Below are 15,351 nucleotides of genomic sequence, written 5' to 3' on the forward strand. Positions count from 1 at the left end.
ACGCTTCCTTCGTACTCACCCTCTCGGGCTTTCCTCCGGGCGCTTCCCTTCGGTGTTTCCAAACTCTACCAGTGTTTTTCCGTCCCTCTGACCACTCTCCCGCAGACATGCGGAAGGGACCCCGAGATAGGATCTGACAAGTTGGATGCTGCTGATCAAGGACGCCAAGTCGCGTCACTCGTTCTCAAGCAGGAGTACGACTGTACAGCGGCCTCCGAGCCCGTGCAAATCGATTGGGTTGGTGGTCTAGACCACTAGCTGGTAGCTTCCATGCGGAACCGGCTCCTCATCTGACATACCCTGCTGCTCAGCGCGCCGTCCGGGACAAGCAGTGACGGCCCATCTGTGCAGCCCCACCCTCGGGAGGCTTCCCATGACCACCGTGACGTCCCCTCTCGCTGGACGTGCCATCGGACTGGCTGCCGTGCCGGATCCGGTCTTCTCCGGGGCCATGGTCGGCCCGGGCACCGCGATCGACCCCGTGCGTGAGCTCTCCGAGGCCGTCGCCCCCGTGGACGGAGTCATCGTCTCTCTGCACCCGCACGCCTTCGTCGTCGTGGACGACCAGGGACACGGCGTGCTCACGCACCTCGGCATCGACACGGTGCAGTTGAACGGTGAGGGCTTCGAGCTGCTGGTCAACAAGGGCGACACCGTGACGCGTGGGCAGGCCGTCGTGCGCTGGAACCCGGCCGCCGTCGAGGAGGCCGGAAAGTCCCCGGTGTGCCCGGTGGTGGCGCTGGAGGCCACGGCCGACTCCCTCTCCGACCTCCGTGACGACGGCGATGTGAAGGCCGGCGACAGTCTCTTCGCCTGGAACTGACGTCACCGCCGTCGTACGACGGCGAGCCAGGACAACCACCGCGGCGGCGGGACCTGCCGCCATTAATGGAGACGGGTGAGATGGAGACAACGCTGCGAGGCGTCGGCGTGAGCCACGGTGTGGCGATCGGCGAGGTGCGGCACATGGGAACGCCGGTGCTGGAACCGCCGGCCAAGCAGATCCCGGCGGAAGAGGCGGAGCGCGAGCAGGGGCGGGCTCGCCAGGGCGTGGAGGCTGTGGCGGCCGATCTGATGGCACGCGGCAATCTGGCCGGGGGCGAAGCGCAGGCGGTGCTCGAGGCGCAGGCCATGATGGCCCAGGACCCCGAGCTGATGGCCGACGTGGATCGGCGTATCGCCGTCGGCAGCACGGCCGAGCGGGCCGTCTACGACGCGTTCGCCGCGTACCGGGAGCTGCTGGCAGGGGCCGGTGAGTACCTCGCCGGCCGTGTGGCCGACCTCGACGACGTACGGAACCGCATCGTCGCCCGGCTGCTGGGCGTCCCGATGCCGGGTGTTCCGGACAGCGACGAGCCGTACGTCCTCGTCGCCCGTGATCTGGCGCCTGCCGACACGGCGCTGCTCGACCCGACGCTGGTCCTCGGTTTCGTCACCGAGGAGGGCGGGCCGACCAGTCACAGCGCGATCCTGGCCCGGGCGCTCGGTGTGCCGGCCGTGGTTGCGCTGCCGGGTGCGCGTGAGCTGGCCGAGGGCACGGTGATCGCCGTCGACGGCAGCACCGGCGACATCTTCGTGAACCCCAGCGAGGAGAAGAAGGCAGAGCTCGAGGCCTCAGCCGCCGAGCGCAGGGCGGCGCTGGCCGCGTCGACCGGGCCGGGTGCCACGGCGGACGGATACAAGGTGCCGTTGCTGGCCAACGTCGGTGGTCCGGCGGACGTGCCGGCGGCCGTGGAGGCGGGTGCCGAGGGTGTGGGTCTGTTCCGCACCGAGTTCCTCTTCCTGGACGACAGCAAGAACGCGCCCTCCGAGGAGAAGCAGGTCGAGGCCTATCGACAGGTGCTCGAGGCGTTCCCCGAGGGCCGCGTCGTGGTGCGGGTGCTGGACGCGGGTGCGGACAAACCGCTGGACTTCCTGACTCCTGCCGACGAGCCGAACCCCGCGCTGGGCGTAAGAGGGCTGCGCTCGCTGCTCGACCACCCCGAGATCCTGCGGACCCAGCTGACCGCGCTGTCCAAGGCCGCAGAGGGGCTGCCGGTCCATCTCGAGATCATGGCTCCGATGGTGGCCGACCGTACCGACGCGAAGGCCTTTGCCGAGGCCTGCCGTGAGGCGGGGCTGCAGGCGAAGTTCGGCGCGATGGTGGAGATTCCGTCGGCCGCGCTGCGGGCGCGCTCGATTCTGCAGGAGGTCGAGTTCCTGTCCCTGGGGACGAACGACCTCGCGCAGTACACCTTCGCCGCGGACCGTCAGGTGGGTGCGGTGTCCCGGCTGCAGGATCCGTGGCAGCCCGCGCTGCTCGACCTGGTGGCGCTGTCCGCGGAGTCGGCGAGGGCCGAGGGCAAGAGTTGTGGTGTGTGCGGCGAGGCGGCGTCCGACCCGCTCCTGGCCTGTGTGCTGACGGGTCTGGGTGTCACCTCTCTTTCGATGGGTGCCGCGTCCATTCCTTATGTCCGGGCGACGCTGGCCAAGTACACGCTGACCCAGTGCGAGCGAGCCGCGACGGCCGCCCGGGCGACGGACAGTGCCGAGGAGGCGAGGGGCGCGGCCCAGGCGGTCCTGTCCGGCGAGTAGCAAGTCGCGCCGGGCCGCCGTCGTTGGTTCTCCAGGGGCGCTCCGCCTACGGGTGGGGCGCCCCTGGCATGTTCAGTGGTGGTGCCTCGGAGTCGTGCCGTCGCCTCCACCGTCCTCTCCCAGGTCGGGTGGGGCGCAGTAGTCGACGCCAGATTCCGGGGAGATGAGGTCACCGGATTCGATGTCGGTGCAATAGGCGTCGAAGACCTCGCCGGCGGTGAGGGGCTCCAGGCCGTCCTTGCGGATCCGCCACCCGTAGATGCGGTCAGCAGTGCCGGGGGCGCTGGTGCGCATGACGAGTCCGCCGGGGCTGCGGGTGGCGATGCCCAGCGCGAGGACGGTGGTGAATTCGAGGGCTTCCGCCTCGTCCAGGCGTGTGATGCCCTCGGCGTCCTCGTCGGCGTGCAGGACGGACACGAGGGTTTCCGGTGGTCCTGAGACGCTGCACACGAGGTGGCGGTCGCCGGGTGATGCCGTGTCGAGGATGCGGACGACAAGGTCCGAGGCCCGGTTGAAGGCCGCGCGCCCGATGTCCTCGCCGCAGGTGGCGCAGGGGCCGAGGCGCGCCAGGAGGGTGCTGGCGTATTCCCAGGTCGCCTGGTGGACGGCCTCGTCGACGAGCGCGAGCACGAGGTCGCCGAGCGCCTGGCCGTCGTACGGGACGGTGGCGCCGGTGACGGCGAGTTCGGCGGTGAACCGGGTGCGACTCGACGGGGTGTCCGGCTCGAGGCCGCTTTCCGCGCAGTATTGGGCGTACTCCGCCGGGTCGAACAGCGCGAGTGTGGTGTGGCCGCCCTGCGAGGCTCGGGCCCTGAGGAGGGCCTCCATCTGCCGGAGGTAGGTGACGTGGTCGTCGAAGGTGAAGCTGCGGTAGCACCGCCGCATGGTCTGGAAGTCCTGCTCGTCGGTCAGCAGGCCGATGGTTCCCGCGATTTCGCGGCGCAAGGCGCGGCGCATGGTCAGGTGGTCGGTGTGTGCCATGTTTCCCCCAGTGCACGGTCGATCAATGCTCACTCACAGTAACCGGTGGCACTGACAACGGGATCGCGCGCCGCGGGCGGCCTGGGACCTCGCCGTCATGCTGAGCGAGGCCCGAGGCCGTCCATAGAGGCTGACCAGGTCTTTTGGCCGGGTCAGGCGCGCTTGCGGGCCAGTTCCTCGTAGAAGCTCAGCAGGTCGAGGTTGTCGATGGAGCCCGGATTGACGGCCTTTTCCAGGGGGGCGCCCTGCAGGAGGCGCTTGACCGGGACCTCGATGCGCTTTCCGGTGAGGGTGTGCGGGACGCCGGGGACCTCGATGACCTCGTCGGGCACGTGCCGCGGGGAGAGCTGTTCGCGGATGGCCTGCTTGATGCGGGTCAGGAGTGCCTCGTCGAGCACGGCTCCGGGGGCCAGGTGCACGAACAGGGGCATCCAGTAGCCCCCGTCGGGCTGTTCGATGCCGATGACGAGGGATTCCTTGATCTCGGGGAGCCGCTCGACGACTTCGTAGATGTCTGCCGAACCCATGCGTACGCCTTGGCGGTTGAGCGTGGAGTCGGATCGGCCGTGGATGATCACGGAGCCGCGGGAGGTGACAGTGATCCAGTCGCCGTGGCGCCAGACTCCGGGGTAGGTGTCGAAGTAGCTGTCGTGGTAGCGGCTGCCGTCGGGGTCGTTCCAGAAGTAGATGGGCATGGACGGCATGGGGTTGGTGACCACCAGTTCGCCCACCTCGTCCACGAGGGGATTGCCTCTGGGGTCCCAGGACTGCAGGTCGGTGCCGAGGCCCGGCGCCTGGAGTTCGCCGGTGTACACCGGGAGCGTGGGTACGGCGCCCGCGAAGCAGGAGCAGACGTCGGTGCCACCGCTGACGGAGGCGATCCACAGGTCGTCGCGGACCTCGTCGTGCAGCCAGCCGAAACCGTCGGGGGGCAGCGGGGAGCCGGTGGTGGCGACGCACCGCACCGCGGAGAGGTCGAAGTCGCGGGACGGGTGCACCCCGGCCTTGCGGCAGGCCATGACATACGCGGCCGACGTGCCGTACAGGGTGGCTCCGGTGCGTTCGGCGACTCGCCACTGGGCGCCCGTGTCCGGATAGCCGGGGCTGCCGTCGTACAGGACGATCGTGGTACCCGTGAGGAGGCCGGAGACGAGGAAGTTCCACATCATCCAGCCGGTCGAGGTGTACCAGAAGAAGCGGTCCCCGGGGCCGAGGTCGCAGTGCAGGCCGAGCTGTTTGAGGTGCTCGACAAGGATGCCGCCCTGGGACTGGACGATGGCCTTGGGCAGGCCGGTCGTGCCGGAGGAGTAGAGCACCCACAGGGGGTGGGCGAACGGGACCTGTTCGAAGACCGGCTCCGTGTCGGCGGACGTCAGGGCAGACCACTCCAGGGCGCCCTCGGGTGCCTCGGTGCCGAGGAGGGGGATGTGGACGACGGCGCGGAGGGTGGGAAGTTCGCGACGCAGTTCGGCGACGACCTCGCGGCGGTCGTGCTCCTTGCCGCCGTAGCGGTATCCGTCGACCGTGAACAGCACGACCGGTTCGACCTGCTGGAAGCGGTCGAGGACGCTGCGCGCGCCGAAGTCCGGGGCGCAGGAGGTCCAGACGGCGCCCACGGCGGCCGTGGCGAGGAGGGCGACGACGGCCTGCGGGACGTTCGGGAGATAGCCGCTGACACGGTCGCCGGGGCGTACGCCGAGGGCGCGCAGCTCGGCGGCCAGGGAGCCCACTTGGCGGCGCAGCTCGGACCAGGTCACCGGGCGCGGTTCGTGGGTCTCGTCGACGTACAGGAGCGCTGGTTCGTCCGCGCGGGTCGCGGCGGCGCGCAGGGCGTGCTCGGCGTAGTTCAGCGTCGCCCCGGGGAACCATTCCGCGCCGGGCATCGAGCGGTCGCCGAGTACGCGCGCGTAGGGCGTCGAGAACCGTACGTCGAACGACTCCGTGACGGCTTTCCAGAAGGTGTCCAGCTGATCCACGGACCAGCGGTGCAGCGCGAAGTAGCCACCCGCGGACGGGGCGCCGTGGTGCTCGGCCGCCCAGGACTGGAACTTGGTGATGCGTGCCTGGGCGATCCGTTCCGGATCTGGCTGCCAGAGCGGCAGGGGGTTCGCGGTCGACATGGGGCGGCTCCCGGACAGTGCGCGTCGTGTGCGTCACTCGCGCACGGGCTGGGTTGTGCGCGTGACGCGGTGACACGGACGATGCCATGTGATCGACTTCTGCACCAGGGTGAGCCCCACATAGTCCGTGTCATGAAGATGTGCTCTCGGCACAGGTGAACGGCAGTTGAACGACACGCGCGCGCGGGGCACGGAGTGGCAGGGTGAACAGCATGGACGGTCGTGACCTGGTGCGTTCGGTGAAAGTGGTCGGTTCGGCGAGAGCGGCTCAGGGGTTGCGTACCGTACGGTCCGCGTGGCGCAGGAGGCGTACCGACGCGGTCGCGCTGCCGCCGCGGGGCGCGGAGCGCGCGCGGGTGCCGGGGCAGGTGCACGGTGTCGAGCCCGGGCCCGGGGGCGGTCTCATCCGTTTCGCCAGGTCCGAGCTGCAGATCACGGTGGATGTCAACGGGGCGGTCTTCTGGGGCTGGGACGGGGCCGGCCCCGAGCCGTCGTACGCACTCGCCGGACACTGCCCGGAGCCCGATCCGCGGGCTGTCCTCGAGCCGGACAAGGACGGCGGCTGGCGGGTCGTCGCGGAGCGCGTGACCGTCGTCGTCTCCCGGCACGGCGCCATAGAGGTGTGCACGCCGGGCGGGGTGACGCTGCGGCGCGAGATGCCGCCGCGGTGGTGGGAGCCGGTCGGCGGCGGGATGGCGCGCTGGATGCAGCGGTCGGAGGTGGCGGCGGACGCGCGCTTCTTCGGTCTGGGCGGCCGGGCGTCGGGACCCCGGCTCCGCGACGGGACGTACCGGCTGTGGAACACCGACCCGGGTCGCGCCTTCGCGCCCGGCGACGATCCGTTGTACATCACGATGCCGGTCCAGTTGGTGGTGGCGGACGCGGCCACGCACCTGGTGTTCCACGACACCACGTGGGACGGGACGGTGACGCTGCAGGAGGGCGAGGAGGGCGCCGGTTCGGGTCACGACCGGGCCGGGCGGTGCGAGGTGAGGGTGGACGGCGGTCCGCTGCGCTGCTGGGTCATGGTGGGCACCCCCGCGCGCGTGCTGCGTGCCTGGGCGTTGCTGACCGGTGCGCCGGCGCTGCCGCCCGCGTGGGCGCTCGGGCACCAGCACGCGCGCTGGGGTTTCGGCAGCGTGCAGGAGGTACGGCGGATCGTCGTGGGGTACCGGGAGCGCGAGCTTCCGCTGGATGCCGTGCACCTGGACATCGACCACTACGACGCACATCAGGTGTTCACGGTCGATCGCGAGCACTTCCCGAACCTGCCGGCGCTCGCCGAGGAGTTGCGGCGCGACGGAATCCGGCTGGTGTCGATCATCGATCCGGCCGTGAAGGAGCAGCCGGGCAACGCCGTGTACGACAGCGGGACGGCCGTGGACGCCTTCGTGCGGGACGCGTCGGAGAACGTGGTCCGGGGTGTGGTGTGGCCCGGGCAGTCGGTCTTTCCGGACTTCACGCACGCGCGCGTGCGCAAGTGGTGGGGCGGGCTGTACGAGGAGCGGCTCGCGCAGGGCTTCGCCGGGTTCTGGCACGACATGAACGAGCCGACGTCCTTCAACGCCTTCGGTGAGTCGACGCTGCCCCGCTCCGCCCGGCACTCCCTGGAGGGGGTCGGTGGCGACCACCGGGAGGCGCACAACGTGTACGCGTTGTGCATGGCCGGAGCGGCCTACGAGGGCCTGCGCGAGCTGTCGCCCCAGGTGCGGCCGTTCCTCTTCTCCCGCTCCGGGTGGGCCGGTATGCAGCGTTACGGGGGCGCGTGGTCGGGGGACGTGGCCACGGGCTGGCCGGGGCTGCGGGCGTCCCTGTCGCTGGTCATGGGGCTCGGGCTGTGCGGCGTGCCGTATTCGGGGCCGGACGTCGGCGGTTTCGACGGGAGCCCGTCGCCGGAGCTGTTTCTGCGGTGGTTCCAGCTCGCCGCGTATCTGCCGTTGTTCCGCACGCACGCGTGCCTGCGGGCGGGGCGCAGGGAGCCGTGGGAGTTCGGGGCCGAGGTGCTGGAGCACGCACGCGTGGCGCTCGTCGAGCGCCGGCGCCTGCTGCCGTACTTCATGACGCTCGCACATCTGGCCCGGCGCACCGGTGCGCCCTATGTGCGTCCGGTGTGGTGGGGTGCGCCGGAGGACCGGACCCTGCGTGACTGCGAGGACGTCTTCCTGCTCGGCGACAGCCTCCTGGTGGCGCCCGTGCTCGACCCGGGCGCGGACCGGCGTGCCGTGCTGCTTCCCCGGGGACGCTGGTACGACACGGAAACGGAGAGGGGGTACGAGGGTCCGGGGCAGGTTCTCGTCGACACCCCGTTGTCGAGGATTCCGGTGCTCGCGCGCGCGGGTGCCGTGATTCCCGTACGGGGTGCGGACGGCGGGGTCGAGCTCGAGGTGTGGGCGCCCGCCCGTGGCCGGACCGGGGGCGGGCTGGTCGTGCCGGACGCGGGTGACGGGTGGAACGAGCCGGAGATCGAACGGTACGTCGCCCGCTGGGAGGGCCGGCGGGTGATGGTCAGACGCGAGGGTGAGGACGGCGCGGGTGTGCCGCCCTACCCGGTGCGCATACGAGGGCTCGGGTGAGCGGTGGACTCAGATGTACCGGCCCTCGAAGAATGCCCGCACAGCCAGGGTGTGCAGCGGAAAGGCGAGCTCCTCGGCCCTGCGCAGCAGGTGCCAGCCCTCGGTCTCGTCCGTGGCCTGTGACGCCGGGAGGGCGTCGGCCGGGCGCTCCGGGAGGAGCCCGAAGAGCAGCAGGTGTCCGTCGGGCGAGCTCATCGCGTCGACGAGTCGCACGTCGCGGCTCGCGGCGTCGATGCCCGTCTCCTCCTTGAGTTCGCGCACGACGGCCTGCCGCCAGTCCTCACGGTCGTCGATGTAGCCGCCCGGCAGTGCGATGCCCCCGCGCGCGGGGGTGACGGTGCGCGTGATGACGACCAGGGCGGTGCCCTTCGTGTCGTACACGGGCTGGAGGGCGATCGCGACCGGCAGCGGATTGCGGTAGGCGGTGGCTCCGCAGGCGGCGCAGGTGCGAGGAAAGCCGGAGACTCCCTCTCCGTGGGGCGCTCCGCAGCTCGAACAGTGCGAGTCCGGCGCGGAGTTGGCGGTTGGGTGCTGAATTTCGGACACGCGCGGACTGTATCCGATCGCAGGAAGGACGTCTTCCGGAAGCCGCCGGATCAGGCACGGTCGCAAACGGAGGGGCGGCCGGAACCACCCCCGTGGGCCCCGGTCGCCCCTCCGGATGCCACGACGCGGCCGAGCCCGGTCCGGTTCTGCGGCACGGCCTGCCCATTTCCGACGGCCCGTGGCACACTTCTGACGTCCCGTCAGGTCAGCTCTGGAGGGGCTTTGTCGCGCACACGGACGCCTGCTGTCTCCGGCTGGTTCACCGGTGAAGGAGAGGATTTCCGGCTCCTCGGCACGCGCTGCGCGGCGTGCGCGGCGGTCTTCTTCCCGCGCGAGGACGTCCACTGCCGCAGTCCGGAATGCCCCGGCGGCGAGCTGACCGAGGTCCCGCTTTCTCGGAGTGGGCGGATCTGGTCGTACACGGACAGCCGTTATCGGCCACCGTCACCCTATGTGAGCCATCCGGAACTTCCGTGGGAGCCGTACGCGTTGATCGCGGTGGAGCTGGAGTGCGAGCGGATCGTGGTACTGGGACAAGCGGCTCCCGGCATCACCGTCGCGGATCTGGCGGTGGGCATGGAGGTGAAGGTCGTACCCGGAGTGCTCCACGAGGACGCGGACACGACCTGGACGACCTGGAACTGGCGGCCGAGGCGGGTGGCGGCATGACGACGGACGTGGCGGTGCTCGGCGTGGGCATGCACCCCTGGGGCAAGTGGGGGCGCGGTTTTGTCGAGTACGGCGCGTTCGCGGCCCGCGCTGCGCTGTCCGACGCCGGCCTGGAATGGCGGGACATCGGCTCGATCGTCGGCGCGGACACGGTGCGAAGCGGCTACCCGGGATATGTCGCGGGGGCTTCGTTCGCGAAGGCCCTGGGCTGGCAGGGGGCCAGGGTCACCAGTGTGTAGGCGTCGGGAGCGCAGGCGGTCGCCGCGGCGCGTGCGCAGATCCTGGCTGGGCTCGCGGACGTGGTGCTGGTGGTCGGGGCGGACGCGGCCCCGAAGGAGTTCTTCCGGCCCGCCGGCGGGGACCGGCACGACGACCCCGACTGGCTGCGCTTCCGGCTGCTGGGGGCGACGAATCCGGCGTACTTCGGGTTGTACGCACGGCGCCGGTTGGCCGCGCACGGGGACACCGTGGAGGACTTCGCGCGGGTCAAGGTGAAGAACGCCGCGGCGGGTGCGCTGAATCCGTACGCCCGCTACCGCAAGCGCGTCACCGCCGAGGAGGTGGCCGCCTCAGCGGTGGTCGCCGATCCGCTGCGGTTGCTCGACATCTGTGCGCCCTCGGACGGAGGCGCGGCGCTGGTGCTGTCGAGCCTCGAATTCGCGCGTCGACATGGTGCGGCGCGGCCTGTGCGGATCAGGGCGGTGTCCACGGTTACACCGCGCTATCCGAGCACCGTGCTGGACCTGCCGGACATCGCCACGGACTCGGCGTCGGCGATGGAGCCCCCGGCCGAGACGTTCCGGGCGTCGATAGCCCGGACCGCCTACGAGGAGGCGGGCGTCGGTCCCGAGGACCTGTCCCTGGCCGAGGTGTACGACCTGTCCACCGCCCTGGAGTTGCAGTGGTACGAGGATCTGGGGCTGTGCGGCGAGGGTGAGGGCGCGAAGCTGCTCTGCGAGGGCGCGACGGCCCTCGGCGGGCGCATACCCGTGAACACGAGCGGCGGGCTGGCCTCCTTCGGTGAGGCGGTGCCGGCCCAGGCGCTCGTCCAGGTCTGCGAGCTGACCTGGCAGTTGCGGGACGCCGCCGGCGATCGGCAGGTGGCCGGCGCGCGCGTCGGGATCACGGCCAGCCAGGGGCTGTTCGGGCACGGTTCGTCGGTGATCGCCACGCGCTGACGGGTGATTGACGGGGCCGGGTGACAGGAGGGTTTCCGGGTTACCCATACGCTGTGTGACCGGCTCGGAATCCTGCGTGAACGTCTTATGAACTGCGCCTGGGCGTGCGCGGGCGGCGCCAGACTGCTCCCGTGCAGTCCTGGTCGGATACGCTCCGCTTCGCCTTCCAGCCGATCGTCAATCTGACGACCGGCGGAGTCGCCGCACTGGAGGTACTCGCCCGCCCGGAGACCGGCGACATCCTGGCCGAGGCCCGTCGTGACCCCGAACTCGACGGCAGCCTGGCCGTGTTGGCGCTCCGCGCGGCGGCCCGCAAGGAGGCGCTCCTGCCGCTGCACGTCAACGTGTTCGCGGCCACTCTGGCCGACCTCGGCGGCCTCACGCCGCTGCATTCCGCCGTGCGGGATGCGGGCCGGATGCCGTGGGAGGTGACCCTCGACATCGTCCCGCCGTACACGCACGTGCCGCAGCGGGCCCTCCTGGAAGCGGTGGCGGCGCTGCGGGAGCAGGGCTTCCGGATCAGCGCGGACGGCATCGGGGACGGGGACGTGCCCCTGCGGCTGCTCACCGACATGAGCCCTGACCTCGTCAAACTGGACGCCTCGCTGCTGTCGCGACCGGCCGCCGTGCGGGCGATGCGCACCCTGTGCGAGGAACTCGGCGCGCTGTTGGCCGTCGAGGGCGTGGAGACCGAACTGCAGTGCGCGGCCGCCGTGTCGGCCGGTGCGCAGCTGGCGCAGGGCGACCTGTTCGCGCCGCCGGCCCGGATCCCCGCGGCGGACGTATACGTTCCGCCCCGCCCCCCCGAAGCCCCGGCGGCGCCCGGCTCGGGTCCGTCGGTCCTGGAGTTCGTACGGCCCGCCGCCCTGCTGCCGGTGACCGCCTCGGCGGGGCAGGTACGCGCACTGCTGACCGGGTCGCCTGACGTGTCCGGGGTGCTGCTCGTGGACCAGGCCGGGGTGCCGGTCCGTTCGGTGCATCGGTCCCGCTTCCTGCTGTCGATGTCGGGCCGCTACGGGCATGCGCTGTACGCCGACCGGCCCGCCGTGAAGCTGGGCGATCCACCGCGCACGGTCGGCGTCGGCGCGACCGCGTGGCAGGTTCTCGAGGTGGTGGCCGTCGGCGGGCAGGACCGTACCTCGGACGACGTCACGGTGGTCGACCGCTACGGGCGCTGTGTGGGCGTCGTACGGCTGGCGGACCTGGTCCGGGCGCTGGCCGAGTGTCAGGTCGAGGAGGCAGCCGGGCTCAATCCGCTGACGCGGCTGCCCGGTTCGGACACGATCACCGGCGAGCTGGACCGGTGGCTCGCGCGCGGGCGTACGTGCGCGCTGAGCTGGCTGGACATCGACCACTTCAAGCGGGTCAACGACGGTGCCGGGTTCGCGGCCGGCGATGAGCTGATCCGCTCGGTGGGGCGCGCGCTGCAGCACTCCGCGTCGGGGAACACGCGCGTGGGGCACATCGGCGGTGACGACTTCCTGGTGCTCTCGGCCGAGGACGGGCTGGACCGGCTGGTCACGGCCGTGCTCGACATGCCGTGGTCGGCGGGCGGCCGCCGTGTGACGCTGTCGCTGGCCACCGTCGTGTGCGTGCCGGGCAGCGTGGCCGACCACCGGCAGGCGGCGGCTTTTCTGGCACCGCTGAAGCAGGCGGCGAAGTCGCTGAGCGGCGCCAGCTGGGTGCTCGGGCGCGCGGGACTGCCCGGACACGAGATCCGGCGCGGCGCAGGGGTCGCGCCGGCCCAGGCGGGGTACGCGGCGGCCGAGCCCCACGTCTGACCGACCCCACCACACCGTGCCGGGCACGGCTGTTGAACCTCCGCACGTGCGGGACAACACCGGCACGCCTGCTGGGCTCCACGCGCGCGTGGGACCGTACGTGGACCGTCTGTTGGGCCTCCCGTCACGCCGGGCGCGTCGCTGTCACCGTTGCTGTCGGCGACCTTGACGCTCTCCAGGCACCGGTGAACACTTCCCGGTGTCGGTCGACATCGCCGTACATTCTCGGCGTAATCAGGCACCGCGCCGCGGGCTCCTGCCGAGCCATGGCACGTTCACCCACGGGCGATTCGGCTACGACGGCACGCTCGTCACAGACGCCGGGCGGGGCGCGGGACTCTCCCCGCCTTCGGCTGAAGTCGCCAAGGGAACCGTTCCTGCACGGAGGACCGGGGTCGATCCCCCGGGAGCCAGCGCCTAGGAGCCGCCATGAGCAACGGAGACATATTCGTCGGCGAGATCATCGGTACCGCGATCCTGATCCTCTTCGGTGCCGGTGTCTGCGCCGCCGTCACCCTCAGATACTCCAAGGCGCGGGCCTCGGGGTGGGTCGTCATCGCGTTCGGCTGGGGATTCGGCGTGCTGGCGGGCGCGTACACCGCCGCCCCCCTCTCCGGCGGGCACCTCAATCCCGCCGTCACCATCGGCATCGCCGTCGACACCGGCAAGTGGGACAAGGTCTGGGTGTATCTGCTGGGGCAGGTCGCCGGCGCGATGCTCGGCGCGGTCCTCACCTACCTCGTCTACTTCGCCCAGTTCCAGGCCAACGTCCGCGAGAAGGACTCGGCGGAGGAACCGACTCCGACCCTCGGCATCTTCTCCACGATCCCGGAGATCCGGAATCCGGTCGCCAACCTCGTCACGGAGATCATCGCGACGATCGCGCTCGTCCTGCCCATCCTCGCCTTCGGGCTGACCAAGGGCCTCGGCGAGTCCGGCACCACCGTGCTGATCGTCTCGCTGCTCGTCGTCGGCATCGGACTATCCCTCGGCGGGCCCACCGGGTATGCCATCAACCCGGCGCGCGACCTCGGCCCGCGCATCGTGCACGCCTTCCTGCCGATCCCGAACAAGGGCACGTCCGACTGGGGTTACGCCTGGATTCCGGTTGTCGGCCCCCTGATCGGAGGGGCGCTCGCGGGCCTCATCTACAACGCAGCCTTCTGACCCAGCGACCAAGGGGTAGCCATGACGGACACCGCCGAGAAGTACGTTGCCGCAATCGACCAGGGCACCACCTCAAGCCGCTGCATCATCTTCGACCACGGCGGCGCGATCGTCGCCGTCGACCAGCGTGAGCACCGCCAGATCTTCCCCAGGCCCGGCTGGGTGGAGCACGACGCCACCGAGATCTGGTCCAAGGTGCAGGCCGTGGTCGCCGGAGCGCTCGCCAAGGCCGGGCTGCGCGCCGATCAGCTCAGCGCGCTCGGCATCACCAACCAGCGCGAGACGACGGTCCTGTGGGACCGCGCCACAGGCAAGCCCGTGCACAACGCGATCGTCTGGCAGGACACCCGCACCGCGGCCCTGTGCAACGAACTGGGCGGCACGGACGGGCAGGACCGCTTCCGCGAACAGACCGGGCTGCCGCTGGCCAGCTACTTCTCCGGCCCCAAGGCGGCCTGGCTGCTCGACAACGTGCCGGGGCTCAGGGACCGTGCGGAGCGCGGCGAGATCGCCTTCGGGACCATCGACTCCTGGCTCATCTGGAACCTGACGGGCGGCACCGACGGCGGCCGGCACGTCACCGACGTGACCAACGCCGGACGCACCATGCTGATGAACCTGGAGACCCTCCAGTGGGACCCGTCCATCCTCGCGGCGATGAACGTGCCCGAGGCGGTCCTCCCCGAGATCAGGTCCTCCGCCGAGGTCTACGGCACCGCCGTCGGCCAGCTCGCCGGCGTCCCCGTCGCCTCGGCGCTCGGCGACCAGCAGGCGGCCGTGTTCGGGCAGGCCTGCTACGACGTCGGAACGGCGAAGAACACCTACGGCACGGGCAGCTTCCTGCTGCTCAACACGGGCAATCGGCCTGTCCCCTCGAAGAGCGGGCTGCTGACGACGATGGGCTACAAGATCGGCAGTGAGGCGCCGGTCTACTGCCTGGAGGGGTCCATCGCGATAACGGGCGCGCTCGTGCAGTGGTTCCGCGATCAGCTCGGCATCATCCGCACCGCCGACGAGATCGAGACCCTGGCGGCAAGCGTCGACGACAACGGGGGCGCCTACATCGTGCCCGCGTTCTCGGGCCTGTTCGCGCCGTACTGGCGCTCCGACGCGCGCGGGGTCGTCACTGGCCTGACCCGGTACGTCACCAAGGCGCACCTCGCGCGTGCAGTGCTGGAGGCGACGAGCTGGCAGACGCGGGAGGTCGTGGACGCCATGTTCCAGGACTCCGGGGTGCACATCACCACCCTGAAGGTGGACGGCGGCATGACCAAGAACAACCTGCTCATGCAGCACCAGGCCGATGTGCTCGGGGTGCCCGTGATCCGCCCGAAGGTGTCGGAGACGACGTGCCTGGGCGCCGCCTACGCGGCCGGCCTAGCCACGGGCGTGTGGAACGACCTCGACGAGCTGAAGTCGCACTGGCGGAAGGACGTGGAGTGGACGCCCTCGATGGAGGCGTCCGTGCGCGACCGCGAGTACCACAACTGGCGCAAGGCCGTGGAGAAGAGCTTCGGCTGGCTCGAGGAGGGTGACAACTAGTGCTGTGGCCGGGAAGGTTTGCCGGGAAGCTCGCGGCGTCCGGTGCGGTGCATCGCAAGGCGGAGCGTCACCCGCGTACTGGATGTACTCGGGTGATGCGACAACGCCGCGAGGTGCCGTGCCGGACGCCGCGAGCCGGTGAACCTTTCCGGTCACAGCACTAGTAGGGCTTTGTTAGGTCCGGTGGTGGGGTTCGGGGGTTGGTGCGGGTTGGCCGCAT

At 70.8% G+C, this 15,351-nt stretch carries 10 protein-coding genes and 1 pseudogene; 8 read left to right on the forward strand and 3 right to left on the reverse strand.

The features are described from left to right. Positions 1-373 precede the first annotated feature (373 nt). Together IEZ19_RS46815 and ptsP are read left to right on the forward strand one after the other, a co-directional pair. Positions 374-823, forward strand: coding sequence for a PTS sugar transporter subunit IIA (locus IEZ19_RS46815; protein ID WP_189317486.1), 450 nt, complete (start codon positions 374-376; stop codon positions 821-823). A gap of 80 nt (positions 824-903) precedes the next feature. Beyond that, complete coding sequence (ptsP, locus tag IEZ19_RS46820; protein ID WP_189317487.1) at positions 904-2,574, forward strand: phosphoenolpyruvate--protein phosphotransferase; 1,671 nt, start codon at positions 904-906, stop codon at positions 2,572-2,574. Between the two features lie 72 nt (positions 2,575-2,646). Here the strand turns inward: ptsP and IEZ19_RS46825 are convergent, their stop codons facing one another. Further along, the gene (locus tag IEZ19_RS46825; RefSeq protein ID WP_189317488.1) at positions 2,647-3,555 is read right to left on the reverse strand and encodes a DUF8829 domain-containing protein; all 909 of its coding nucleotides are present in this window, start codon (positions 3,553-3,555) and stop codon (positions 2,647-2,649) included. 152 nt (positions 3,556-3,707) lie between these two features. Next, positions 3,708-5,675, reverse strand: coding sequence for an acetoacetate--CoA ligase (locus tag IEZ19_RS46830; protein WP_189317489.1), 1,968 nt, complete (start codon positions 5,673-5,675; stop codon positions 3,708-3,710). Positions 5,676-5,887: 212 nt separating this feature from the next. Here IEZ19_RS46830 and IEZ19_RS46835 point away from each other — a divergent pair, with 212 nt between their 5' ends. After that, positions 5,888-8,248 (forward strand): glycoside hydrolase family 31 protein, encoded by a 2,361-nt coding sequence (locus IEZ19_RS46835; RefSeq protein WP_189317490.1) that lies wholly within the window; start codon positions 5,888-5,890, stop codon positions 8,246-8,248. A 9-nt stretch (positions 8,249-8,257) separates the two neighbouring features. Here the strand turns inward: IEZ19_RS46835 and IEZ19_RS46840 are convergent, their stop codons facing one another. Then, a complete protein-coding gene (locus tag IEZ19_RS46840; RefSeq protein ID WP_189317491.1) occupies positions 8,258-8,794 on the reverse strand; it encodes an NUDIX domain-containing protein in 537 nt (178 codons plus the stop codon). A gap of 222 nt (positions 8,795-9,016) precedes the next feature. Between IEZ19_RS46840 and IEZ19_RS46845 the strand changes: the two genes are divergently transcribed. The 5 genes and pseudogenes from IEZ19_RS46845 (at position 9,017) to glpK (ending at position 15,131) form a co-directional block, all read left to right on the forward strand. Then, positions 9,017-9,463, forward strand: coding sequence for a Zn-ribbon domain-containing OB-fold protein (locus IEZ19_RS46845; protein ID WP_189317492.1), 447 nt, complete (start codon positions 9,017-9,019; stop codon positions 9,461-9,463). Next, positions 9,460-10,641: pseudogene (locus tag IEZ19_RS46850) on the forward strand (lipid-transfer protein). Before IEZ19_RS46845 ends, IEZ19_RS46850 begins: the two are co-directional and overlap by 4 nt. Before the next feature lie 131 nt (positions 10,642-10,772). Next, positions 10,773-12,422, forward strand: a complete 1,650-nt coding sequence (locus IEZ19_RS46855; RefSeq protein WP_189317493.1) for a GGDEF domain-containing protein — start codon at positions 10,773-10,775, stop codon at positions 12,420-12,422. 429 nt (positions 12,423-12,851) lie between these two features. Further along, positions 12,852-13,589, forward strand: coding sequence for an MIP/aquaporin family protein (locus IEZ19_RS46860; RefSeq protein ID WP_189317494.1), 738 nt, complete (start codon positions 12,852-12,854; stop codon positions 13,587-13,589). A 21-nt stretch (positions 13,590-13,610) separates the two neighbouring features. Continuing rightward, the gene (gene glpK, locus IEZ19_RS46865; RefSeq protein ID WP_189317495.1) at positions 13,611-15,131 is read left to right on the forward strand and encodes a glycerol kinase GlpK; all 1,521 of its coding nucleotides are present in this window, start codon (positions 13,611-13,613) and stop codon (positions 15,129-15,131) included. Positions 15,132-15,351: the final 220 nt, after the last annotated feature.

Source organism: Streptomyces brasiliensis (assembly GCF_014647875.1).
Classification (GTDB): domain Bacteria; phylum Actinomycetota; class Actinomycetes; order Streptomycetales; family Streptomycetaceae; genus Streptomyces; species Streptomyces brasiliensis.